Genomic DNA, 21,722 nt, shown 5'->3' on the forward strand with positions numbered 1-21,722 from the left:
TCATCAGTCTTCGATGCCGCGTTGGGCCGGCACACCGGCCTTGAAGTGATGCTTGATCAGGGCCATCTCGGTGACGGTGTCGGCCAACTCAATCAGCTCCTCCGGCGCGTTGCGGCCGGTCAGCACCACATGCACATGGGCGGGCCGCTCGCGCAGGGCCTGCAGCACCGGCTCCAGCGGCAGCCAGCCATAGCGCAGGGGGTACATGATCTCGTCCAGCACGACCAGGAAATGCTCGCCCGCGGCAATCGTTGCGGCCGCACGCGCCCAGCCATCGCGGGCCAGCTGAGCGCTGTGCTCCAGATCCTTGCTCTTCCAGCTGAAGCCGTCGCCCAGGCCTTCGATGGGCACGCCCAGCTGTTCGAACATGCGGTGCTCACCGAAGCGGGCGCTGGGCACTTTCATGAATTGATAGATCTTCACCGCCTTGCCACGGCCATGTGCGCGCAGGGCCAGTCCGAAGGCGGCCGTGCTTTTGCCCTTGCCGTCGCCGGTGTGGACCAGGATCAGGCCGCGTCGCTCGGCAGTGGGGATGATGCGTTCGCGGTCGACTGGGGGTTGTTCGATTTGCATGGTGTCAGGCTCAGGGCTGGCCTTTGAAAAAGGCCGCCACAGCGGCCGGGTTCGAGGCGAAATAGTGGTGGATATAGCTGGCGCGCAGGGAACCCTGTTGGTAGAGCGCCTCGGCCGTGCGCCCGCCATTGGGGTTGTGGGCGGTGGCGCTCGCCGGCAGCGGCGTGCCCAGGGTTGAGTAGTGAAAGCTGTGGCCGCGCAGCGGGCCTTCGGGCCAGTCGATGGCCTGCAGGCCGAGGGCGGCCAGGCGGCTTTGCATGCGCGCGCTGCCGGGCATCACACCGGCCATGGCGTGGGGCTGGCCATCGACATCCAGCAGCTGATCCAGCAGGCACAGCATGCCGCCGCATTCCGCCAGCAGCGGCCGGCCGGCGGTCAGGTGTTGGCGCAGGTCGGCAAAAAAGCTTGGATGCTGGCGCAGGGTTTGTGCATGCAGCTCCGGGTAGCCGCCGGGAAGCCAGAGCGCGTCGCAGTCAGGCAAGGCCTGACCCTGCAGCGGAGAGAACATCAGCAACTCGGCGCCGAGGGCGCGCAGGCAGTCCAAATTGGCGGGGTAGATGAAGCTGAAGGCCGCGTCCTGCGCCACCGCGATGCGGCGGCCGGCCAGGGCTTGCGGGTCGGCCTCGGCCAGTGCGCCGGCGAAGCGCTCGGCCGCGCCCTCGAAGCTGACGCGGGGGAATTCAAAGTCAGGCTCCAGCGCGCGGGCGAACTGATCGGCCCAGGCGTCCAGCTGTGCGTCCAGCTCGGGCAGCTCCAACGCTTGCACAAGGCCGAGGTGGCGCTCCGGCAGGCTGAGGCTTTCATCGCGCGGCAGGGCGGCCACCAGCGGCAGATCGGGCGGCAGGCCTTGCGCCACCATCTTGCCGTGGGCGGCGCTGCCAACCCGGTTGGCGACCACGCCGCACACCGACACATCGGCGCGAAAGCGCTGTAGGCCGGTGGCCAGGGCGGCGAAGGTTTGGGCCATGGCCGAGGCGTCGATCACCGCCAGCACCGGCAGGCCGAAGGCGGCCGCCAGGTCGGCGCTGCTGGGGTCGCCGTCAAACAAGCCCATCACGCCTTCGACTAGGATCAAGTCCGCACTCGCCGCCGCTTCGGCCAGCAGGGCGCGGCAGTGATCCAAGCCACCCATGAACAGGTCCAACTGGTAGACCGGGTGGCCGCTGGCGCGTTCCAAAATCATCGGGTCCAGATAGTCGGGGCCGGTCTTGAAGACCCGCACGCGGCGGCCTAAGCGGCGCTGCCAGCGGGCGATGGCGGCGGTGACGCTGGTCTTGCCGGAACCGGAGGAGGGCGCGCTGATCAACAGCGCTTGGCATTCATTCATGGCGGGCCTTCAAAGGCAGGACATTGCTGGTGGTGGTGGCGGCAACTGAGCGTGGCGTGCTGGCGCTGGATGCCGGCGCACCGGGCAGGGCCAGCCACTGGCCTTGCCACTCGATCAGTTGCAGGCGATGGTCGAAAACTTCTTGCAGGGCGGCGCGCGTGGCAGCCTCGGCCGGGCTGCCGCAGTGGCGCACCCGGCCTTCGCTCATCACCACCAGCCAGTCGGCCTGCAGGGCGACATTGAGTTCGTGCAGTACGCTGATCACCGTGTGATCGGCCCGCACCTGATCGCGCACGATCTGCAGCCAGTCGGCCTGATGCGGTGGGTCCAGATGGGCCAGGGGCTCGTCCATCATCAGCACCTGGGCCTGCACCGCCAGGGCCCGCGCCAGCAGCACGCGCTGGCGTTCGCCGCCGGACAAAGTGCCCAGGCTGCGGGCGCGCCAGTCCCAGCTTTGGGTCTGGCGCATGGCGGTCTCGACAGCAGCGTGATCGGCCCCGCTCGGCGGGGCCAGCCAGGCGTGGTGCGGCAGGCGGCCCAGCATCACCACATCTTGCGCGCTGAGGTCGTCGCCGCTGGCCTCGTTCTGGCCGAGCCAGGACAGCTCACGCGCTCTTTGCTTGACCGGGCGCGCGTGTAGTGGCCGCCCCAATAATTCGATGCTGCCGAGACTGGGCGTCAGGCCCGCCAGCGCGCGCAGCAGGGTGGATTTGCCGGCGCCATTGGGGCCGACGATGGCGGTCCAGCGGCGCTCCGGCAGGGCCAGTTCGATGCGGTGCAGCACCGGGTGGCCGGACAAGCTGACGCTGAGTTCGCGCGCATGCAGGGCGGCGGGCTGTGTCAGATTCTTTGTGCTCATGCGGCCCTCCGGCTGCGTTGGCGGTGCATCAGGCGCAGCAGATAGCCCCCGCCCAGGATGGCGGTGATGACGCCCACCGGTAGCTCCTGCGGGGCCAGAATCCAGCGCGACAAAATATCGGCACTCAGCAGCAGCAGGCCGCCAGCGCAGGCCGATAGCAGCAGCAGCTTGCCATGTGGCGCGGGGCAGAGATTGCGCACCAGATGCGGTGCCACCAAGCCGACGAAGGCAATCATGCCGGTCTGCGCCACCGCCGTGCCGGTGGCCAGGGCGAAGGCGGCGATCAAGGCCATGCGCACCAGGCTCAGGCGCACGCCCAGGGACTGCGCCGTGGCCTCGCCCAGGGTCAGGGCGTCCAGGGCCTGGCTGCCGCCCAAAGCCACGGCCAGGCTGATCAGCAACACGGCCGCCATCAGCGCCACGCTATTCCAGCCCAGAAAACCGGTGGTGCCCAGCACAAAGGCGGCCATGGTGCGCATGATGTCGGGCGTGGCCAGGGTGATCAGATCGGTGATGGCGCCCAGCACCACGCCCACCACCACACCGGCCAGCAGCAGGCGCAGCGTGTGCTCAACCCCGCGCGCCATCATCAAGGCCAGGGACACGCCCAGCAAGGTGCCGAAGAAGGCCGCGCCCGTCAGGCCCAAGCGCTCCAGCCATTGCAGCGATTGCGGCGAGCCGCCGAACAAGGCCAGCGTGATCGCCACCCCTAAGCGCGCGCCGGCCGCACTGCCCAGCAAATAGGGGTCGGCCAGCGGATTGCGGAACAGGCCTTGGGTGATGGCGCCGGCCAGTCCCAGCAAGGCGCCCGCCAACCAGGCGCCGAGCGAGCGCGGCAAGCGGATTTGCCAGAGGATTTGCTGTGCCATGGCGTCGTCATGCAGCCAGGTGAAGGCGAATCCGGTGCTGCCCACCGCCACGCCGAGCAGCAGCATCAAGGCGCCAGCCAGCAGCAGCCCGGCCAGCAGCGGCCAGGGGGCAATGCGTTGCGCGGTGGGGCTCATGCTCAGGGCTTGGCTGTGGCCGCGGCCTTGGCTTGCGGGGCGAATTCACGCAGGCAGCGCGCCATGATTTGGGCTGCCTCGCCCATGCGGGGGCCAGGTCTTGCCATCACATCGCTTTGCTCGGCATCGAAGACGCAGACGCGCTTGTTGGCGATGGCGCCGATGCGGTCCCAGCCGGGGCGCTGATACAGGCCGTCCAGATTGCGCCGGCCGATCATGATGAGCTGCGGGTTGGCTCGCACCACATACTCGGGGCTGATCTTGGGGAAGGGGCCCATCTCCGGTGTGATGATGTTGCGCCCGCCCAGGCGGGCCAAGGTCTCGCCCATGAAGGAGCTGGGGCCGGCGGCATAGGGCGAGCGGTCCACCTCGTAATACACCAAGGTGCCGCGTGCCTGCGGCGGAATGCTTTGGGCGGCGGCGCCGACGCTGGCGTCAATGCGGCGCCAGATCGCTTGCGCATCCGCCACCTGCAGCAACTGGCCCAGCTTGGCGAGCACGCGCTGCACATCGGCGTAGGACTTGGTTTCCAGCGTCACCACGGTCAGGCCCAGGCCGCGCAGGCGATCGCTGACGCGCGAGGAAGGGGCCACGAGCACCAGATCGGGCCGCAGCGCCACGATGGTCTCGACTTGGGTATCGTCCAAGCCGCCCAGCTTGGGCAGCTTGTTCACTTGGGCGGGGTAGTTGGAGTAGCGGTCCACGCCCACCAGGCGATCGCAGGCGCCCAGCTCGCAAACCGTTTCGGTCAGCGAGGGCAGCAGGGTGACGATGCGCTGGGGAGGTTTGCTCCACTGCGTGGTCTGGCCCTGGTCGTCTTTGATGGTGACGGTGGGCTGGGCGTGCGCGCTCGTATTCAGCAGGCTGAATACGAGTAAAGGCAGGGCGATTAAAAAATTCGAGCGGCGCAAATTCATGGCTTCGATTCCTTGGCTCATTGGCCGCGCTGGGCCGCAATCGGCTGGGTCCAGGGCTGGCCCGCCACCATCAGGGTCAGCTGCGCGCAGCGCGCGGCCACATCCTGATTGAGGCGCCCCAGCTCATCGACATAAAAACGTGCCTCACTCGACATCGGCGAGACACCCCAGCCAACCTCGTTGGACACAAAAATGATGCGGCCGGGCAGCTGGGGCAGGGCCTCAAGCAAGGCCTGCCGTTCCTGCTGCCAGCCGAGCAAGTCCGCCTGGCCGTGCATGGGCATCAACCAGTTGGTCAGCCACAGGGTCAGGCAGTCCACCAGAATGAGCCGCTCGGGCGCGGCGTTAGCTTGCAAAGCAGCGGTCAAGGCCAGGGGCTCCTCCCGCGTGCTAAAGCCGGCCGGGCGGTCTTGCTGATGGCGCTGAATGCGGGCTTGCATCTCCGCATCAAAAGCCAGCGCAGTGGCCAGCACGATGACGCGGTGCTCGGCCGCAGCGGCCAGCCAGTCTTGCGCCAGCGCTTCCGCATGGCGCGACTTGCCGCTGCGTTGGCCGCCGACGATCAGCTGGTGTTGGCCGCTGCTAGTGTGGTGTTTCATGCTGTGTGGCGCTTAAGAAAACCGATGGATTCGCTCTTGTGGCAAGGCGCAAACCGCAGCCATAGCCGTAGCTATGGCGAGGATTTGCAACGCCGTCACGGGAGTGAAGGCGCGGTTTTATGACCCACTCAGTGTGAAACACCACACTAGCCATGGCTTAGAGCGCCGGGCTGTAACGCAGGCCCAGGAACACGGTGCGCGGCGCTTGCGCATAGTCCAGCGCGGTCTGGTAGTCCTTGTTGAAGGCATTGTCCAGATTGAGCTGCACTTTCAACTCACGCGTCAGCGCATAGGCTGCGTTGAGGTTGAGCAAGGCATAGCCGCCCAGCGGGCGCTTGTTGGCGGCGTCGTCAAAGCGCTGGCCGGAGGCAAACACCGCCGCGCCGAAGTCGAAACCAGCCAGCTGGGTTTGCGCCGAGATCGTGCCGAACTTGCTGGCACGGCGGGCCAGCATATTGCCGGTTGCCAAGTCTTTGGGTGCTTGCAGATCCAGGCTGGCGCGCCATTGGATGCCGGCCAGCTGGGTGCTGGCGGCCAGGCTCAGGCCTTGGAGCTGGGCGCGGGTGACGTTTTGATAGCAACCAAAGCTGCTATTGCAAGTACCGGCGCCGCCGAAGACGATCAGATTGTTGATGTGGTTGCGGTACACGGTGGCGCTGGCGTCGCTGTCACCCGCGGCGAACTTGATGCCGACTTCCACATTGCGGCCCTTCTCAGGCTCCAGCGCCATGACGCCGGGGATGCTCAGCTTGGGGCCGTAGTCGCTGAAGCTCTGGTACAGGGTCGGCGCACGGAAGGCATTGCCGACCGAGCCAACCAGACGCCAGGCCGGGCTGAGCTTGACGCCCAGGCCCAGCGTGCCGGTGTTGACGCCGCCGAACTGGCTGTCGTCGTCGTGGCGGGCGTTGACTTGGGCGTCGAAGGCCGCGCCGGTCCACAAATAGCCCAGAGCCAGGCCGGTTTGGGTGCGCTCGGCGCTGCCCACGGTGGCGGCTTGGGTCAGGCCGCTATTGTCCAATTGGTCTTGCTTGTGCTCGGCCAGGAAGTTGATTTGCTGGTGCGCGTCAAGTTGGTAGCTGCCGTCCAGGGTGGCGGTGCGAATCCGGGTGTCGGTCTTGTAGGGCGAGGGGCGGGTCTCGTAGCCGGCCTTGGCCTGGGCAACGCTGAGGCGTGTTTGCAGGGCCTGGCTCCATTGCGAGAGCCAGCTCAGGCGTGCCGCGCTGGTGTCTTGCAGACTGTGGTCATCGACCTTGGACTTGAAGGCGTCGTACTGGCCGTCGGTATGGCTTTGCAAGGCCAACAGTTCCAGGCGATGCTCGGTATTCAGCTGCGCGCCCAGGCGCAGGCTGGCGTTGTGCTTGTTCCAGCCGTCGATATCGGGGTTGAAGTTGCTGTTCTTGGGGTTGGCGATGGTGTTGAAGCCGTCGCTGCGCTCGCCACCCACATTGAGGGCGTAGTCGAACATGCCGGCCGTGCCGCTCACCGAGGCGCCGAGGCGGGCCGTGCCCAAATTGCCAATGCCGCCGCTCAGCTCAAGGGCCAATTTCTTGGCGCCCTTGCGGGTGAAGATCTGCACCACGCCGCCGATGGCGTCGGAGCCGTAAAGCGCGCTGGCCGGGCCCTTCAGCACTTCGATGCGCTCGACTTGCGATAGCGGGATGGCTTCCCAGGGCGCGCCGCCGGTGCTTTGGCTGTCCATGCGCACGCCGTCGATCAGCACCAAGGTGTGGCGTGAATCGGCGCCGCGCAGGAAGACGGAGGTGGCCGAGGCCGGGTTGCCGTTGCGGGTGAATTCGACGCAGCCGGCGTTGCGCAGCAGATCTGCCAGGTCGCCGAAGCCTTGGCGGTCGATGTCGGCGCGGGTGATGACGGTCAGGTCGGCGCTGACATCGCCTAAGCGCAACGGTGTGCGCGAGGCGGTGACGACCACCGAGTCAAGCTTGTTGGGGCCGGGGCCAGCTTGTTGGGCCAGGGCCTGGCCGGACAGGCCAGAGAGTGCAGCAGCAGTGGCCAGAGACAGGGGCGCGAAACGGCGCAGGCAGGCAGGGGCGAACGCCAAGCGGGCCGAGGGCCGGAAAGAAGTGGTTTGCATGAAAGAAAACAGGGAACACAGCAAGGGCCAGACGCGCAACTCACCCGCTACGCGTACTGAAATCGATGCATCGATGCAGACATGGCTGCGGCGATCCATCACCTTGTTGGCCGGTATCCGGGCTGGTGAACATACCGCTGAGTCCTTCCCAGCACCTCTTCTTTGCAGAATCGGCGCCAGTGGATTGAGTCCAGGGCTTGAGGCATCTGTCGAAGCATGCCTCGTTCACTTACCGTTGCGGGGACAGCTCAGGTTGGTCTTGCCGCGTGGCGGCTTAACTTCCTGATTCCCGTTTAACTGCACCGCCATGAAGGGCGGTGCGAGCACCAACAGCCTTTGATTCTACTTGCTGCCGGGCGCTGTTTTCGCCGGCTTGGCTGGCTTGCCCGCTTTTGGCGCCTTGCGCTTGTCTGGATGCTTGTGCGCAACGGACTTGGGCGCGCTGGCAGTTGGCTCGGCTTGGGCGATGCCCTTGAGCCCATCAATGCCCGCCGGAGTGGCATTGCGCTGCAGGTCAAGGGCTTCCTGGCGCAGCCGGGCCTGCTCCATTTGGTCAGCCTGTCGGGCTTGCTGCTGCGCCTGTGCTTTGGCGGCTTGAGCTTGCGCGGCCTGGGGCTGGTCGAAGCTCAGCGGGGAGGGCGCAGTGTCGGGCTTGCCGGGGCAGGGGGAGTCGCGCAATTCGCGTCCCTCCGGCCCGCAGCGATAGAGGCCGGTGGTCTTGATTTGGGTTTGCGCCAGCGCTGTTTGCTGCAGCCCCAGTGCCAGCCCGAACAGGGCCAGCAGCGGGCAGAGCAAGTGGCGGGCAAAGCGGTTCACGGGCTGGCTTTGTGGTCCTGGGCAGGCCCTGATTCTGCGCTTGCAAGGGGGCTTGTTTCAAGCGCGCCATCCGCAGCTTTGAGGGTGACTCCTGGTTCAGCGGGCTCAGCAGGTTTGGGCGGCTTGGGTGGCTTCGGCCGAGGCGGCTTGGCGTGGATCTTGGTCAGTGCCTTGTCCATCTCACCCTTGAGCAGCAAGTCCACCGCATCAAGCGATTTGGCGATGCAGTCTTCCACTGCCTGGCGTTCGGCCAGGGGTGGCTTGCGCAGCACATAGTTGGCGACCTCGGCCTTGTGGCCGGGGTGGCCAATGCCTAGGCGCAAGCGCCAGAAATTGGCGCTGCCCAGCTGAGCTTGCATGTCTTTCAAGCCGTTGTGGCCGCCATTGCCGCCGCCTTGCTTGAACTTCATCTCGCCGGGCAAGAGATCCAGCTCATCGTGGATGGCCAAGATCTCTTCCGGCGCGATCTTGAAAAAACGCGCCAGCGCAGCCACCGACTTGCCTGACAGGTTCATATAGGTCATGGGCTGCAGCAACCAGATCGGTCCGGCCGCGCCGGGCGCATTGTTCACCCGTGCGACCAGGCCGTAGTAGTTGCGCTCGACCTGCAGCGAGGTGCCGAGCTTGCGCGCCAGGGTGTCAATCCACCAGAAACCCGCGTTATGGCGGGTGTCTTCATATTCAGTGCCCGGATTGCCGAGGCCAACAAAGAGTCGAATCATGGGGTGGGATTATCCTTGCGGACTTGTGCCTGCCGCCAAGGCCGGCTGCCCGCGCTTGAAAGACGATAGAAGGACGTTTGCATGATTGCTAATTTGCTGCTCGCATTGGTGGCTCTGATCCACATCTACATCGTGGTGCTAGAGATGTTTTTGTGGGAGAAGCCACTGGGGCGCAAGGTCTTCCGCACCACGCCCGAATTTGCCGCGGCCTCCAAAGTGCTGGCGGCCAACCAAGGGCTTTACAACGGCTTTCTGGTCGCGGGTTTGATCTGGGGCCTGAGCCTCGGCCCAGTCGCGGGTCAGCCGGTGCAATTGTTCTTCCTGGCCTGCGTGCTGGTGGCGGGGCTATACGGCGCGCTCACCGTGGGCAAAAAGATCTTGTTTGTGCAGGCCGTGCCGGCTGCGCTGGCCATCGCGGCCGTCTTGTTGAAATTGTGAGTGAGCGGGGGCGAAGTTCTCGCTCCGGCGCCGTCGCTAGCGGTCAGGCCTTGTTCGCTTAGGCTTGCGCGAGGGCGCGGTTGCGGCCCTGCAGTTTCGCGGCATAGAGCGCCAGGTCGGCGCGTTTGAGTGCCGGTTCAGCGCTGTCAAGGTCGCCTGCCTGCCAGGCGCTCACGCCGATGCTGGTGGTGACGGGGTGGCCTTGGCTTTGCACGGCTGCGGGCAGGGCCAGCGTCAAGCGTTGAGCCAGACTCAGGGCCTGCGCCAGATCAGTGTCGGCGCAGATCACCAGAAACTCTTCACCACCCCAGCGCACCACGGTGTCCAGATCGCGGAGGCTGTTGTGTAGCTGCTGGGCTGCGATTTGCAGCACATGGTCGCCTTCGGCGTGGCCGTGCCGGTCATTGATGGCTTTGAAGTGATCCAGGTCCAGCAGCAGCAGGCTGAACGTGCGGCCATGGCGCTGCGCGCGCGAGACGTTCTGCGCAAGCACTTCTTTGCCGCGGCGGCGATTGGGCAGGCCGGTAAGGACGTCGGTGTGCGATTGCCAGAATCTTTGGCTGGATTCGCGCCAGCGCCGCCAGGCGAAGATGCCCAAAAGCCAGGGCAGCACCGAGAAACTCAGCAGCAACTCGTCCAGCTCCCAGTTTTCATGTTGGGCAGAAAAGGCGCTGAAGATCTCGAATACGTTGTGGCGGACAAAGAGCAAATGCAGCGCGACGACGGCGACCAGCAGAAGCAGCAATTCGAGTAGCGCAACACGCTCGCGATAGCACATGCGCTTGAAGCGCCGTTTGGCAGACAGAGGGGCGAAGGGCATGCGGCTGAAGAGAGGGGGCTGCGCAAAGTTTGGACCTAGCGCAAACCCTAATTGGGCCGCAAGCAGGCCGCTCAGGCCAGGAACTTTTGCCCATAAAAAAAGGCCCTGCATCGCAGGGCCTTCTACTTGCCTGGGCTCAAGAGCCCAAAGCGAGACTTATTTACTTCTTGCCTTTTTTCTTGCCCTTGCCGTCATCGGCAGGAGCGGCAACAGCCACGATCACTTCTTCAGCGACGGGTTCAACCGGCGTGGCAACCACGGGGTTAGGCTTGCCGTGGGTCACAACCTTGACGCCGGCGGGCAGAGTCAGGTCATTGACGTGCACCGAGTGACCCTTGGTCAGGCCGCTCAGGTTCACTTCGATGAACTCGGGCAGTTGCTGGGCCAGGCAGGTGATCAGCAGTTCGTTGATCACGTGGTTGACGGTGCAGCTGTCGGTCTTGACGGCAGGCGAAGTCTCTTCACCGATGAAGTGCAAAGGCACCTTCTTGGTGATCTTGGTGGTGCCGTCAACGCGCTGGAAGTCAGCGTGCAGAACTTGCGGCTTGTAGGGGTGCAGTTGGAAGTCGCGCAGCAGAACTTGCGTGACGGTGCCGTTCAGTTCCATCTCGAGGATGGTGCTGTGGAAGGCTTCCTTCTTCAGCGCGTGGAACAGGGCGTTGTGGTCCAGTTCGACGTTGGCAGGCTCGCCGGCACCGAAAACGATGGCAGGCACGCGGCCAGAAATGCGCAGGCGGCGGCTCGCTCCGGTCCCCTGCAAATTGCGCTCAAAAGCGACGAATTTCATATGGTTCTCCAAAAAGGATGAATGGAACGCCCGCGACCAGGCTGTTCCGGTAAAAGCGGCCCTGAACTACCGGGCCACAAGGAAAACAAGCCTCGGTGTTGCCACCCAGGCTCGTTGATCAGAAATTGTTGTTCTGCTCGCTGAACAGCGAGGTCACCGACTCACCGTCCGAGATGCGGCGGATGGTTTCTGCGAACAAGAAGGCCACCGACAGCTGGCGAATCTTGCCGCAAGCCTTGGCCGCGTCGTTCAGAGGAATGGTGTTGGTGATCACGACCTCGTCCAGCATGGACTTGGAGATACGCTCGATCGCCGGGCCCGACAGAATCGGGTGGGTGCAATAAGCGAACACGCTCTTGGCGCCGCGATCCTTCAGCACTTCGGCGGCCTTCACCAGGGTGCCGGCGGTGTCGATCATGTCGTCCATGATGACGCAGTTGCGGCCATCGATTTCACCGATGACGTGCATCACTTCGGACACATTGGCGGCCGGACGGCGCTTGTCGATGATGGCCAGATCGCAACCGAGCTGCTTGGCCAGGGCACGCGCACGCACCACACCGCCAACGTCGGGGCTGACCACCACCAGATTGGAATAGTTGCGGGCCTTCAGGTCCGACAGCAGCACCGGCGAGGCGTAGATATTGTCGACCGGGATGTCGAAGAAGCCTTGGATCTGGTCAGCGTGCAAGTCCATGGTCAGGACGCGCTCGACGCCGACCTTTTGCAGCAGGTCAGCCACCACCTTGGCCGAGATCGGCACACGGGTGGAGCGGGGGCGGCGGTCTTGACGGGCGTAACCGTAGTAGGGGATCACGGCAGTGATGCGGCGAGCGCTGGCGCGCTTCAGGGCATCAACCATGATCAACAGTTCCATCAGGTTTTCGTTGGTCGGCGCGCAGGTAGGCTGGACCACGAAGACATCACGTGCACGCACGTTCTGTTGAATCTCGACGGTGACTTCACCATCGGAGAAACGGCCAACAGTCGCCTTGCCGAGCTCGAGGCCCAGATGCGTGGCGATTTCTTGGGAGAGGACCGGATTGGCATTACCGGTGAAGAGCACGGTATTGAGCAGCACGAGCCATCCTTTACGGAAAAGGACCCGTGGTCAGCCGCGTGTCCGGGTAGAAAAAACAAAAGCCCGTAACGTTAAATTAGCGGGCTACGGATTCACTTGCGAATGCTGTGACTTCCTGAAGAAATTTGGCAGGGGAAGAAGGATTCGAACCTTCGCATGTCGGAATCAAAATCCGATGCCTTAACCAACTTGGCGACTCCCCTACACAGGACACTGCAGAGCTGCAGCACCCCATAACTTTCAGCGTCTTATCTTGCTTAGGCCCAACCGTAAAGTGGGTGCCGATCTAAGCAGCGGCAAATTCTAGCATGAAAATTAGAGGGTAAACCATCTAACCATGAATTTTTATCCGAAGATAAAGTGCCGCTTTTTCCTGTCTGCTTTGCCGGCGAATCGTCAGGCCTGAGCCCATCGTTAAGCCTTGCAAATACTGCGCTTCCTGATCCCGTCATCCGGCTATTGCCAAACTCGGCTTCAAGAATCTGCAGTGCCTGAACAACTTCGGGGCAGTGGGCTTCGGCCGGCTTTTGTAGATCGTTACGACCAAAGCCATTCAAAAAGCTCGCTATCCCTTGCTTGTTCAACTCAACTGGCTTGGCATTCTCGCTCGAAGAGTGTTGACTCTTCTCGTTTGTGTGCTGCGCTTCGTTGTGTGCAGGAAAGCCCGCTACTATAGCCACAGAATTCGACCTTGCCAAGAGGGGGCTCGAAAATATTTGCTGTGTGGAGATGCTTTGAGCGGGTTTGAGGACCGCAAAAGTCATCTGCGGCAAATCGATGGGATGCAGGATTTCCCCGATGCCTTCTACAAACGCGTGCCTTCCGCCCAGAAAAAACGGCACGTCGGCGCCCAGGCTCAATCCCAGTGAAAAAAGTTTTTCCAAGGGCCAGTTAAGGTCCCATAAACGGTTCAAAGCCAGCAAAGTGGAGGCCGCGTCGGAGGATCCCCCGCCCATGCCCGCGCCCGCAGGGATGCGTTTTTCAAGATGGATGTCGGCGCCATAGTTGCAACCGCTTTGCGCTTGCAGGGCCCGCGCCGCGCGCAGGCACAGGTCGTCGGCGGGCAAGATTGCACTGGCATCGGCGGCGTCGTGCCGCGTCAAATGGCCGTCGCTGCGGCGTTCGAAGTGCAGGGTGTCGGCCCAATCAATCAGGGCGAAGATCGATTGCAGCAGGTGGTAGCCGTCGGGCCGTTTGCCGACAACGTGCAAAAAGAGATTGAGCTTGGCGGGAGCGGGGACGTCGTAAATCGCGTGCATGGGAGCAAGGGAAACAGATCAGGGAGTGGCGCTGGAGGGTTCGACGCGGGCACGCAGCGTGACGATGGGCTCGCTGGAGTTCGCTTTGGCGCCTGCACTGGCGCTTTTTGCCGCCGTGATCACGCCTTGCTTGCCGGCGGCATCAAAGGCGCTGAGGTCAATGCGCCAGCCCAGTTGTTCAAAGCCGGCCTGTTCTTGAGCCAGCGGCCGGCTGCTCAATTGGGGCCAGGGCCGACCTTGCAGCCAATCAAACAAGGCGGCGACAGGTATTGCCTCGCCCAGCAGTTCGCGGCTCAGTTCATCCAGATCGGAGAATTGGCGCTCGCCCTCGGGGGTTTGCAGCTTGACTTCGCCGGCGCCCCAAGTCGCGCGCGCCACCAGGCTGCCCAGCGGCGTGCTCAGCTCCAGCTGCCCGGCGGCGGGGTTGCCGCTGAGATCAAAGCCCACATTGCCGCCGGTGGGGCGTGCGGTGCTGCTGCTGACCTGAATGCTGAGTCGGCCTGTCAAATGCACATCGCCTTCCGCCCTGACAACTACAGGCTTGGCGGGCAAGCCGGCGCAGCCGATCAGACCGCCACTCAAACCCGCGGCGAGCAGGGCAGCCATTGCCGCCCGCGAAAGCTGCCTCACAGCCTTCACAGCGCAACCTTCAGTCGTTTGAGTGTTTCTAACAAGGCTTCGTTCTTGGGGTCGCGCTTGAGGCCTTCTTGCCAGATCTGGCGGGCTTCTTCGGGTTGATCATTGGCCCACAGCACCTCGCCCAGGTGGGCGGCGATCTCGGCGTCGGGCCGGGCGGCATAGGACTGACGCAGCAGGCGCAAGGCCTCTGCCTTGCGGCCCAGGCGGAATTCGACCCAGCCCATGCTGTCGAGGATGAAGGGCTCGGTGGGCACAAAGCTGAGCGCCTTGGCAATCAACTCGCGCGCTTCTTCTAGGCGGATATTGCGTTCGGCCAGCGAGTAACCCAGCGCGTTGTAAGCGTGAAAGTGATCGGCCTTGGTGGCGATGACCTTGCGCAGCAACTGCTCCATCTCTTCAAAGCGGCCGAGCTTCTCCGCCATCATGGATTGCTCATAAAGCATGTCCGCGTCACCTTGGATGCGCTCATTGGCTTTGGCCAGCACCTCGTAAGCGGCTTGCCAGTCATGCGCCTCGCGCAGCAGTTGCGATTCGGCCAGCAGCTTGCTGCGCAGTTTCTCCGGGCTGTCTTCAGGCAAGGTCTGAATGATGGCGCGGGCCTGGCTCATCTTGCCCTGGCGGGCCAGCAAGGAGGCGCGGCGGAACTGCGCCTCCATCAGGCGATCGGGGCTGTCGACCTTGATCAGCCAGGCTTCGGCGGATTGCAGGTCGCCGCGCATCTCGGCCGCCTGGGCCAGCATCAACCAAGCTTGCTGGCGGGCTTCGCGCTCGGCCGCTTCCTGGTTTTGTGCCTGAGCGGCGTTGGATGGCGTGGGGTTCTTGTCCAGCAGGGCCAAGTATTCGCCCAGGGCGTTCTCGGCCTCTTGGGGGTGGCTCATGTCCAGCTCAAGCGCGCCGAGTCCAAACCAGGCGGTAGAGATTTGCGGCGCGGCCTGGGTCACGGTGCGGAACTCTTTGGCGGCATCGGCCGCGCGCTGGGCCCGCACCAAGGCCTGGCCATAAGCCAGGCGCAGGGCGTGATTGTTTGGCTGGGTGGCCAAGCGTGCTTTGATCAAGCTTTCCGCCTCGGGGCGGGTCGCCATCAGCTCCAGCGCCAGTTGCATGGCGTCATCGGAATCTGGATATTCAGCGGCCAAATCTTTGTTCAGGCTGAACGCGCGCGCCGTGTCGCCGGCCGCAATGCTCAGCCGGGCTTGGGTCAGCAGGGCGGCAAGCCGGGTCTCTTTTTGCGCGGCGGCTGATTCCAGCACCGGGTCCATGGCGGCCAAGACCCGTTTGGGCTCGGCCGCGCGCTGGAACAAGCGGGGCATGGACAGCAGCACGCCACTGCGCTGCTCGACCGGGCTGAGTGCCAGCAGGGCGCGCAGGGGCTCGGGCGCTTCGTTGGGGCGATTCAGCGCGGCCAGTAATTGCAGCGTCATCTGTTGGGCGGCGGCTGACTTGGGCAGGGTGTCGCGCCAGGCCTTGGCTGCTTGCAGGGCCTGATCACCGGCACGCGCTTGCAGGGCGATGCTCACAACGCGGTTGAACAGCTCCTCATCACTGGTGCGCCGGGCGGCGTCCAGCAGCACTTGGTAGGCCACGCCGGGCTGGCCGCTGCGCAATTCCATTTCGCCCACCAGCAGTTGGTAGAACAGTGGTGCGTCCAGCTCCGAATTGAGGGGGGCGGAGGCGGCGTCGCTTGCGGCGGCGGGCTTGGGTTCGGCTGGTTTGGCCTGCGCGGCCGGTGCAGCCGGTGCAGCCCATGCGGCCACGCTCGTCAAGCTCATCAAACCGGCGCTCAACAAAGCCAGGCTGGCCTTGCGTGGAAAGGAAGAAAGACCGCCTGGGCGGCAATACTCGGGCATGAAAGCTCCTGCGTGAACGATGCTGCGGGGCGATGACTGGGCAAGGACTTGCTTTGCCCCTCATTCTGCCCCGATATGATGGCCGCATGCCCGAGCTCCCCGAAGTCGAAGTCACCCGCCGCAGCTTTGCGCAAGCCATTGAAGGCGCTACGGTGACCCGCGTGGCCCTGGGTAAAGCGCTGCGCTGGCCGCTGGGGCTGGCGCCCGATAGCTTGGTGGGCGGCCGTGTTGGCGCCGTGACCCGCCGAGGTAAATATTTGTGGCTGCCGATATCCGAGCCGGTGGCCGAGGGCGGCTTGCTGCTGCACCTGGGCATGTCGGGCTCGCTGGCCTTCAGCGCCGCGCCGCAAAGTACGCCAAGCGCACCCGGCCCGCATGACCATTTCGACCTCTACACCGACCGTGGCTTGCTGCGTCTGAATGATCCGCGTCGCTTTGGCGCCGTGGTCTGGTCGCCTGCCTTTGATCAACCCCCGGCCGCTAAGCTGTTGGCCGGCCTGGGCCTTGAGCCTTTTGACCCGCGCTTCACCGGTGAGTACCTGCGCGCGGGCTTGAGCGGGCGCCGGGTGGCGGTGAAGTCGGCCCTGCTGGCGGGCGATATCGTTGTGGGCGCCGGCAATATCTACGCTTGCGAATCCCTGTTTTTGGCCGGCATTGACCCTCGGCTGGCCGCATCCAAAGTCAGCCGGCCGCGGGCCGAGCGCTTGGCGCAGGCTGTGCGCGGCGTGCTGGCCCAGGCGCTGGAGGCCGGCGGTACCACCTTGCGCGACTTCAAAGATGCGCACGGCGTGGCCGGCAGTTTTCAAATGCAGGCCAGCGTCTATGGCCGCGAAGGCCTGCCCTGCTTGCGCTGCGACACCCCGGTGCGCCGCATCGTGCAGGGCCAGCGCTCCACCTTTTTCTGCCCCAAATGCCAAAAGAAGTAGTCGATTTTTTCGCGCCGCGCCTGGTAGCCTGGCAGCGCAGCCATGGTCGCAATAGCTTGCCTTGGCAGAACACCCGCGACCCTTACCGCGTCTGGCTGTCCGAGATCATGTTGCAGCAGACCCAGGTGACGACGGTGCTGGGCTACTACCAGCGCTTTCTGGAGCGTTTTCCCACGGTGCTCGATCTTGGTGCGGCCACGCTGGACGAGGTTTTGGCGCTGTGGGCGGGCCTGGGCTATTACAGCCGGGCGCGCAATTTGCACGCTTGCGCGCAAGCCGTGGCCAGCCAGCATGCGGGGCAGTTCCCGGGCACGGCTGCGGCCCTGCAGGAATTGCCCGGCATCGGCCGCTCGACCGCAGCGGCCATTGCGGCTTTTTGCTTTGGCGAGCGGGTGGCGATTCTGGACGGCAATGTCAAGCGCGTGCTGACCCGCTTGCTGGCTTTCGAGGGCGATATGGCCAGCGCGGCAGAGGAGAAAAAGCTCTGGCTGCTGGCCGCCGAGCTGCTGCCAGCGCAGGGTGATCAGATGACGGCTTACACCCAGGGCTTGATGGATCTGGGTTCAGGTGTGTGCACGGCTCGCTCGCCGCAGTGCTTGCTGTGCCCGGTGCAAGAGTTGTGTGCCGGCCGTGCGCAGGGCGAGCCGACGCGTTTCCCGATCAAAACCAAGAAATTGAAGCGCAGCCGGCGCGAGAACTGGTGGCTCTGGCTCGAGCATGAGGGTCAGGTCTTGCTGAGCCAACGCCCGGCCACCGGCGTGTGGGCGGGTCTGTGGAGCTTGCCCATGTATGACGATGAGGCGGCGCTGCAGCAAGCGGCCAGCGCGCTGGCCACGCCGCTGGAGCCTATGCCGGGCATCAAGCATGTGCTGACCCATTTCGACTGGACCTTGCATACCCAGCGTGCTGAATTGCGCGCCCGGCCGGACGCCGGCCAATTCGGCGGAGAATGGGTCGCTCGCGAGCGCTTGGCTGAATACGCCTTGCCGGCGCCGCTGAAAAAACTAATTGGCTGACACCACGTTGGCAGCTTGGGGCTTAGATGAATAGCGCAGTTAAAACCACCATCGAATCGGCACTGGTGGCCTTGTTTGCCGCCGGCTGCTGCCTGTGGTTTCTGGTCTCCGCCGCCAATCTGGACGAGCCGCCTGCGGCGCGCATCGTCTTGCTAGCCGTCGGGCTGGCCATTTGCCTGGCGGCGCATTGGGCGTTTATGGCCGTGGTGCTCAAGCGCAGCGGCCGCTCGTTGCTGCTGTGGCTGCCTTTTGTGGTGATCTTTGTGCCTGTTGGCAGCGCGGTGCTGCTGGCTATTCTGTTTTCCGAGGACAAGCCTCAGCAGGCTTGAGCCCTCGCGCCTGCGTGCTCGGGCAGGCAAGCACTGCGATCAGCGCGCGTCCAGCTCCCGGTGGCGTTTGAGCACCTGGCCGTGGCTGGCGAATTTGCGCGCCAGCGCCTCGACCAAGAAGACCGAGCGATGCTGGCCGCCGGTGCAGCCAATCGCCACCGTCAAATAACTGCGCTGATCAGCGGCATAGCTGGGCAGCCAGGTGGCCAGGAAGCCGGAGATCTGACCCATCATCAAGTCCACCTCGGGCTGGGCCGACAAATAGTCAGCCACCGGCGCGTCGCGCCCGTTCAGCGGCCGCAGTTCGCGGTCGTAATAGGGGTTGGGTAGCACGCGCACGTCGAACACCAGGTCGGCATCGCTGGGCACGCCATGCTTGAAAGCGAAAGACTGGAACACCAGCGTCAGCGTGGTGCCGTCCACCACCACCAAGTCGCGCACCCAGGCGCGCAACTGGGCTGGGCGCAGCTGGGATGTGTCCAGCACGGTAGATTCCACCCGCAGGGCGCTGAGCAGCTCGCGCTCCAGCGTGATGGCGTCCAGCAAGGCGCGGTGCTGATCTTCGCCTTCGGTCTGCAACTGTTGGCCGAGGTCTTGGCGCAGTGGGTGCGGGCGGCGCGTCTCGGAGAAGCGCCGCATCAAGGCTTCGGTATTGGCGTCCAGAAAGATCGAACGCACCGGCACGCCTTCGGCGCGCAGTTTTTTGATCAGGGGCAGCAGCAAGGGCAGGGAGCCGACGCTGCGCACATCCACCGCAATCGCCACATGGCGCTTGCCGCGCAGCTTCTCCAGGCTCAGAAACTCCAGCAGCAACTCGGCCGGCAGGTTGTCGACGCAGAAAAAGCCGGCATCTTCCAGCGCATGCATCACCACCGATTTGCCGCCACCCGACATGCCGGTGACCAGCACCACATCGCTTTGCATGGGCGCTTCTGCGGTGCTGCCATTGCTGGCCAGTGCTGAGTCCGGCGTAGGGGCGTCGTTCTCGGTGCTGCTGCTCATGACTTGGCTTTCTTGGGTTTGGCTCCGGCCGTTGGCAGGCCGGAGAGGTCCAGCATTTCCTGGGCGTGGGCCAGGCTGGTGGAAGACAGCCGCTCGCCGCCGAGCATGCGGGCGATTTCGGCCGTGCGGGCTTCGCCGCTGACCGGGCGCACCTCGCTGCAGGTCTGGCCGCCGTGCAAGCTTTTGGCCACCACCAGATGCTGGTCGGCACAGGCGGCGACTTGCGGCAGGTGAGTCACCGCCAAGACCTGGCGCTCGCGCCCCAGCTGCTTCATCAGGCGGCCCACGGTTTCGGCCACCGCGCCGCCGACCCCCGCATCAATTTCGTCAAAGATCAGCGTGCCCACGCCGGCTTGTTGCTGCTGGCTGGCCGTCACGGCAATGGCCAGTGCGATGCGCGACAGCTCGCCGCCCGAGGCCACTTTGGCCAGCGGGCGTGCCGCGCTGCCGGCGTGGCCGGCCACCAGAAATTCGGCCGATTCCAGGCCAAAGCTCTGCGGCTGATCCTGGCTCAGCAATTGAATCTCGAACACACCACCGTTCATGCCCAGTTGCTGCATGGCTTGGGTGACGGCGGCAGCCAGCTTGGGTGCGGCCGAGCGGCGCGCGGCCGACACCTTCTTGGCTTCAGCGCTGAACTGCTGCTTCGCGACGGCCAGTTGTTTTTCCAGGGATTCCAGATCGCTGGCGGCGTCCAGCGCTTGCAACTCGCCGCGCCATTGGGCGTGCAAGGCAGCCAACTCCTGCGGCGGGCGGCGGTAGCGGCGCGCCAGCGTCAGCCAGGCGGAAACGCGCTCGTCCAGCTCCTGCATGCGGCCGGGTTCCAGCTCGGTGCTGTGCAAATAGGCGCTGAGCGTGTGGCTGGCGTCTTGCATCTGCGTCTGCGCGCCGCGCAAGGCTTCAACGGCGGGTAGCAGGCTGGCATCAAAGTCCAGCACTTTTTCGAGCTGATCGAGGGCGGTGCTGAGCATGCTCTCGGCGCTGGGCTCGGCTTCGCTGAGCTCGTTCAGCGCGCTGCGCGCGGCGTCCATCAGCGACTGCGCATGCGAGAGCTTTTGATGCTCGGCGTTGAGCTCATCCCATTCGTCGGCGCCAGGTGCGAGGCGATCAATCTCGCCGATCTGCCAGGCCAGGCGTTCGCGCTCGCGCAGCAAATCGGCTTGGTCGGACTGGGCACGGGCCAGCGCATCGCTGGCTTGCTTGAAGGCGGCGAAGGCGGCGGTCAGCGCCGCCAGGTCGAGGCCGGCGTAATCATCCAGCAGGGCGCGCACGGCGGCCGGGCGGGTCAGTCCTTGCCAGGCATGTTGGCCGTGAATGTCCAGCAGGCTGTCGGCCAGCTCGCGCAGCTGAGTCACGGTGGCGGGGCTGCCGTTGATCCAGGCGCGGCTCTTGCCTTGGGCGTCGATGACACGGCGCAGCAGCAGCGTGCCGGATTCATGTTCGAAGCCGGCCTCATCCAGCCAACTGGTGAGGTGGGCGGGGCGGTCGAACTCGGCCGTGATGTCGGCCCGGGCGGCGCCCTCGCGCACCACACCGGCGTCGCCGCGGCTGCCCAGAGCCAGCTGCAGGGCGTCGATCAGAATCGACTTGCCCGCGCCGGTCTCGCCGGTCAGCACCGAAAAACCGTTAGCGAAATCCAGCTCCAGTTCGGGAACGATGACAAAGTCCCGCAGGCTCATGCGCCTCAACATAGTTGCATCCTCAGCATCGGCAAAGAACAGGCCGCAGTCATTTCAACTCACTCCCTCATACCAGCGCAGCTTGCGGCGCAACGTGGCGTAGTAACTCCAGCCCTTGGGGTGCAAAAAACAAACCTGATGGGTCGAGCGGCGCACGGTGATGCGGTCGCCGTGCAGCAGGCTGGCCAGGCTTTGCATATCGAAGTTCACACTGGCGTCGCGGCCGGCCACGATCTCCATGCGCACCTCGCCGGTATCAGGCAAAACGATGGGTCGGTTCGACAAGGTGTGCGAGGCAATGGGCACCAGCAGCCAGCCCGCGATGGAGGGGTGCAGAATCGGCCCGCCGGCGGACAGCGCATAGGCGGTGCTGCCGGTGGGCGAGGCGACGATGATGCCGTCCGCCCGCATATTGGCCACGAACTCATCGCCCACATCGACGCGCAACTCCACCATGCTGGCGGTGGCGCCACGGCTCACCACCACATCGTTGAGCGCAAAGCCTTCAAAAATGCTGCGCTCGTCGCGCCAGACGGCGCCTTCGAGCATGGGGCGCTTCTCGGTTTCGAAGTCACCAGCCAAGATGGGCGTTAGCGCCTCTTGGTAATGTTCGATGGAAATATCGGTGATGAAGCCAAGCCGGCCCTGGTTAATGCCCACCAGCGGCACGCCGTAGCGTGCCATCTCGCGGGCAAAGCCCAGCATGGTGCCGTCGCCACCGACGACGATGGCTAGGTCGCATTGCTGGCCCAACTCCTCGTTCGATTTGGCGTCGAAGTTGGTGATGCCGGTGTTCAGGGCGGTGTCGCGCTCAAGCGAAACGTCCAGGCCTTGCCGCATCACAAAGTCGGCAATTTCCTCAAGAATTGGGCGGATACCCCGGGCTTGATGCTTGCCCACAATTGCCACATGTTGGAACGGTTTGGCCATGGCGAGAATTACACCACAGGCCCTTGTTGTTTCATGGAGAGTTCCGGGCCTTGAGCCCTT

22 protein-coding genes, 1 tRNA gene and 1 riboswitch are annotated in these 21,722 nt (G+C 64.4%); of the genes, 4 read left to right on the forward strand and 19 right to left on the reverse strand.

The window, feature by feature from the left end; all coding sequences use genetic code 11:
- Nucleotides 1-3 precede the first annotated feature (3 nt).
- From cobO to pth, 9 genes are all read right to left on the reverse strand, one after another.
- A complete protein-coding gene (gene cobO, locus AT984_RS01600) occupies nucleotides 4-573 on the reverse strand; it encodes a cob(I)yrinic acid a,c-diamide adenosyltransferase (RefSeq protein WP_058718612.1) in 570 nt (189 codons plus the stop codon).
- Nucleotides 574-583: 10 nt separating this feature from the next.
- Nucleotides 584-1,900: a cobyrinate a,c-diamide synthase gene (locus AT984_RS01605; protein WP_058718613.1), complete on the reverse strand. Its 1,317-nt coding sequence runs from the start codon at nucleotides 1,898-1,900 to the stop codon at nucleotides 584-586.
- Complete coding sequence (locus AT984_RS01610; RefSeq protein ID WP_082679700.1) at nucleotides 1,893-2,759, reverse strand: ABC transporter ATP-binding protein; 867 nt, start codon at nucleotides 2,757-2,759, stop codon at nucleotides 1,893-1,895. Before AT984_RS01610 ends, AT984_RS01605 begins: the two co-directional genes overlap by 8 nt.
- Entirely contained in the window at nucleotides 2,756-3,763 is a 1,008-nt protein-coding gene (locus tag AT984_RS01615; RefSeq protein WP_058718614.1) for a FecCD family ABC transporter permease, read from the reverse strand. The genes AT984_RS01610 and AT984_RS01615 overlap by 4 nt, the downstream gene beginning before the upstream one ends.
- A 2-nt stretch (nucleotides 3,764-3,765) precedes the next feature.
- A complete protein-coding gene (locus AT984_RS01620; protein WP_058722011.1) occupies nucleotides 3,766-4,680 on the reverse strand; it encodes an ABC transporter substrate-binding protein in 915 nt (304 codons plus the stop codon).
- Between the two features lie 17 nt (nucleotides 4,681-4,697).
- Nucleotides 4,698-5,279, reverse strand: a complete 582-nt coding sequence (gene cobU / locus AT984_RS01625) for a bifunctional adenosylcobinamide kinase/adenosylcobinamide-phosphate guanylyltransferase (protein ID WP_058718615.1) — start codon at nucleotides 5,277-5,279, stop codon at nucleotides 4,698-4,700.
- A 157-nt stretch (nucleotides 5,280-5,436) separates the two neighbouring features.
- Nucleotides 5,437-7,371 (reverse strand): TonB-dependent receptor domain-containing protein, encoded by a 1,935-nt coding sequence (locus AT984_RS22760; RefSeq protein ID WP_197418218.1) that lies wholly within the window; start codon nucleotides 7,369-7,371, stop codon nucleotides 5,437-5,439.
- Between the two features lie 91 nt (nucleotides 7,372-7,462).
- Nucleotides 7,463-7,717, reverse strand: a riboswitch (cobalamin riboswitch).
- Nucleotides 7,714-8,187 (reverse strand): hypothetical protein, encoded by a 474-nt coding sequence (locus AT984_RS01635; RefSeq protein WP_058718617.1) that lies wholly within the window; start codon nucleotides 8,185-8,187, stop codon nucleotides 7,714-7,716. Its footprint overlaps the riboswitch before it by 4 nt.
- Entirely contained in the window at nucleotides 8,184-8,909 is a 726-nt protein-coding gene (gene pth / locus AT984_RS01640) for an aminoacyl-tRNA hydrolase (protein ID WP_082679701.1), read from the reverse strand. Before pth ends, AT984_RS01635 begins: the two co-directional genes overlap by 4 nt.
- An 81-nt stretch (nucleotides 8,910-8,990) precedes the next feature.
- Between pth and AT984_RS01645 the strand changes: the two genes are divergently transcribed.
- Nucleotides 8,991-9,347 carry a DUF1304 domain-containing protein gene (locus AT984_RS01645; RefSeq protein WP_058718618.1) on the forward strand — a complete coding sequence of 119 codons (357 nt, stop codon included), beginning with the start codon at nucleotides 8,991-8,993 and terminating at the stop codon, nucleotides 9,345-9,347.
- A 58-nt stretch (nucleotides 9,348-9,405) separates the two neighbouring features.
- Here AT984_RS01645 and AT984_RS01650 read toward each other — a convergent pair whose 3' ends face one another.
- The 7 genes from AT984_RS01650 to AT984_RS01680 form a co-directional block, all read right to left on the reverse strand.
- Nucleotides 9,406-10,167 carry a GGDEF domain-containing protein gene (locus AT984_RS01650; protein WP_058718619.1) on the reverse strand — a complete coding sequence of 254 codons (762 nt, stop codon included), beginning with the start codon at nucleotides 10,165-10,167 and terminating at the stop codon, nucleotides 9,406-9,408.
- Nucleotides 10,168-10,327: 160 nt separating this feature from the next.
- Nucleotides 10,328-10,954 (reverse strand): 50S ribosomal protein L25/general stress protein Ctc, encoded by a 627-nt coding sequence (locus tag AT984_RS01655; RefSeq protein ID WP_058718620.1) that lies wholly within the window; start codon nucleotides 10,952-10,954, stop codon nucleotides 10,328-10,330.
- A gap of 118 nt (nucleotides 10,955-11,072) precedes the next feature.
- The gene (locus AT984_RS01660) at nucleotides 11,073-12,035 is read right to left on the reverse strand and encodes a ribose-phosphate pyrophosphokinase (RefSeq protein WP_058718621.1); all 963 of its coding nucleotides are present in this window, start codon (nucleotides 12,033-12,035) and stop codon (nucleotides 11,073-11,075) included.
- Between the two features lie 126 nt (nucleotides 12,036-12,161).
- Nucleotides 12,162-12,238, reverse strand: a tRNA-Gln gene (locus AT984_RS01665).
- Between the two features lie 54 nt (nucleotides 12,239-12,292).
- Entirely contained in the window at nucleotides 12,293-13,294 is a 1,002-nt protein-coding gene (ispE, locus tag AT984_RS01670) for a 4-(cytidine 5'-diphospho)-2-C-methyl-D-erythritol kinase (RefSeq protein ID WP_058718622.1), read from the reverse strand.
- A gap of 18 nt (nucleotides 13,295-13,312) precedes the next feature.
- A complete protein-coding gene (locus AT984_RS01675) occupies nucleotides 13,313-13,900 on the reverse strand; it encodes an outer membrane lipoprotein LolB (RefSeq protein WP_058718623.1) in 588 nt (195 codons plus the stop codon).
- Between the two features lie 29 nt (nucleotides 13,901-13,929).
- Entirely contained in the window at nucleotides 13,930-15,702 is a 1,773-nt protein-coding gene (locus AT984_RS01680) for a tetratricopeptide repeat protein (protein WP_231741498.1), read from the reverse strand.
- A gap of 164 nt (nucleotides 15,703-15,866) precedes the next feature.
- On the opposite strand from AT984_RS01680, the gene mutM reads away from it, so the two are divergent.
- Genes mutM through AT984_RS01695 form a run of 3 tightly spaced genes read left to right on the forward strand, consistent with a single transcriptional unit; the run spans nucleotide 15,867 to nucleotide 18,051 of the window.
- A complete protein-coding gene (mutM, locus tag AT984_RS01685; RefSeq protein ID WP_058718625.1) occupies nucleotides 15,867-16,706 on the forward strand; it encodes a bifunctional DNA-formamidopyrimidine glycosylase/DNA-(apurinic or apyrimidinic site) lyase in 840 nt (279 codons plus the stop codon).
- Entirely contained in the window at nucleotides 16,691-17,722 is a 1,032-nt protein-coding gene (gene mutY, locus AT984_RS01690) for an A/G-specific adenine glycosylase (protein WP_058718626.1), read from the forward strand. Before mutM ends, mutY begins: the two co-directional genes overlap by 16 nt.
- A 26-nt stretch (nucleotides 17,723-17,748) precedes the next feature.
- Complete coding sequence (locus AT984_RS01695; protein ID WP_058718627.1) at nucleotides 17,749-18,051, forward strand: hypothetical protein; 303 nt, start codon at nucleotides 17,749-17,751, stop codon at nucleotides 18,049-18,051.
- 39 nt (nucleotides 18,052-18,090) lie between these two features.
- On the opposite strand, the gene rapZ is transcribed toward AT984_RS01695, so the two are convergent.
- The 3 genes from rapZ to AT984_RS01710 all read right to left on the reverse strand — a co-directional run bounded on the left by rapZ (nucleotide 18,091) and on the right by AT984_RS01710 (nucleotide 21,662).
- Nucleotides 18,091-18,975, reverse strand: a complete 885-nt coding sequence (rapZ, locus tag AT984_RS01700; RefSeq protein WP_058722012.1) for an RNase adapter RapZ — start codon at nucleotides 18,973-18,975, stop codon at nucleotides 18,091-18,093.
- Nucleotides 18,976-19,049: 74 nt separating this feature from the next.
- Complete coding sequence (gene recN, locus AT984_RS01705) at nucleotides 19,050-20,744, reverse strand: DNA repair protein RecN (RefSeq protein WP_058718628.1); 1,695 nt, start codon at nucleotides 20,742-20,744, stop codon at nucleotides 19,050-19,052.
- 42 nt (nucleotides 20,745-20,786) lie between these two features.
- On the reverse strand, nucleotides 20,787-21,662 hold the full coding sequence (locus AT984_RS01710; RefSeq protein WP_058718629.1) for an NAD kinase: 876 nt from the start codon (nucleotides 21,660-21,662) through the stop codon (nucleotides 20,787-20,789).
- Nucleotides 21,663-21,722: the final 60 nt, after the last annotated feature.

This window comes from Paucibacter sp. KCTC 42545, assembly GCF_001477625.1.
In the GTDB taxonomy this organism is placed as follows: domain Bacteria; phylum Pseudomonadota; class Gammaproteobacteria; order Burkholderiales; family Burkholderiaceae_C; genus Paucibacter_A.

Bases quoted from the DNA above. Each gene is read 5' to 3' on its own strand.
- cobO (WP_058718612.1), bottom strand. From the start codon at position 573: ATGCAAATCGAACAACCCCCAGTCGACCGCGAACGCATCATCCCCACT.
- AT984_RS01605 (WP_058718613.1), bottom strand. From the start codon at position 1,900: ATGAATGAATGCCAAGCGCTGTTGATCAGCGCGCCCTCCTCCGGTTCC.
- AT984_RS01610 (WP_082679700.1), bottom strand. From the start codon at position 2,759: ATGAGCACAAAGAATCTGACACAGCCCGCCGCCCTGCATGCGCGCGAA.
- AT984_RS01615 (WP_058718614.1), bottom strand. From the start codon at position 3,763: ATGAGCCCCACCGCGCAACGCATTGCCCCCTGGCCGCTGCTGGCCGGG.
- AT984_RS01620 (WP_058722011.1), bottom strand. From the start codon at position 4,680: ATGAATTTGCGCCGCTCGAATTTTTTAATCGCCCTGCCTTTACTCGTA.
- cobU (WP_058718615.1), bottom strand. From the start codon at position 5,279: ATGAAACACCACACTAGCAGCGGCCAACACCAGCTGATCGTCGGCGGC.
- AT984_RS22760 (WP_197418218.1), bottom strand. From the start codon at position 7,371: ATGCAAACCACTTCTTTCCGGCCCTCGGCCCGCTTGGCGTTCGCCCCT.
- pth (WP_082679701.1), bottom strand. From the start codon at position 8,909: ATGATTCGACTCTTTGTTGGCCTCGGCAATCCGGGCACTGAATATGAA.
- AT984_RS01645 (WP_058718618.1), top strand. From the start codon at position 8,991: ATGATTGCTAATTTGCTGCTCGCATTGGTGGCTCTGATCCACATCTAC.
- AT984_RS01650 (WP_058718619.1), bottom strand. From the start codon at position 10,167: ATGCCCTTCGCCCCTCTGTCTGCCAAACGGCGCTTCAAGCGCATGTGC.
- AT984_RS01655 (WP_058718620.1), bottom strand. From the start codon at position 10,954: ATGAAATTCGTCGCTTTTGAGCGCAATTTGCAGGGGACCGGAGCGAGC.
- ispE (WP_058718622.1), bottom strand. From the start codon at position 13,294: ATGCACGCGATTTACGACGTCCCCGCTCCCGCCAAGCTCAATCTCTTT.
- AT984_RS01675 (WP_058718623.1), bottom strand. From the start codon at position 13,900: ATGGCTGCCCTGCTCGCCGCGGGTTTGAGTGGCGGTCTGATCGGCTGC.
- AT984_RS01680 (WP_231741498.1), bottom strand. From the start codon at position 15,702: ATGAGCTTGACGAGCGTGGCCGCATGGGCTGCACCGGCTGCACCGGCC.
- mutM (WP_058718625.1), top strand. From the start codon at position 15,867: ATGCCCGAGCTCCCCGAAGTCGAAGTCACCCGCCGCAGCTTTGCGCAA.
- mutY (WP_058718626.1), top strand. From the start codon at position 16,691: ATGCCAAAAGAAGTAGTCGATTTTTTCGCGCCGCGCCTGGTAGCCTGG.
- AT984_RS01695 (WP_058718627.1), top strand. From the start codon at position 17,749: ATGAATAGCGCAGTTAAAACCACCATCGAATCGGCACTGGTGGCCTTG.
- rapZ (WP_058722012.1), bottom strand. From the start codon at position 18,975: ATGCAAAGCGATGTGGTGCTGGTCACCGGCATGTCGGGTGGCGGCAAA.
- recN (WP_058718628.1), bottom strand. From the start codon at position 20,744: ATGTTGAGGCGCATGAGCCTGCGGGACTTTGTCATCGTTCCCGAACTG.
- AT984_RS01710 (WP_058718629.1), bottom strand. From the start codon at position 21,662: ATGGCCAAACCGTTCCAACATGTGGCAATTGTGGGCAAGCATCAAGCC.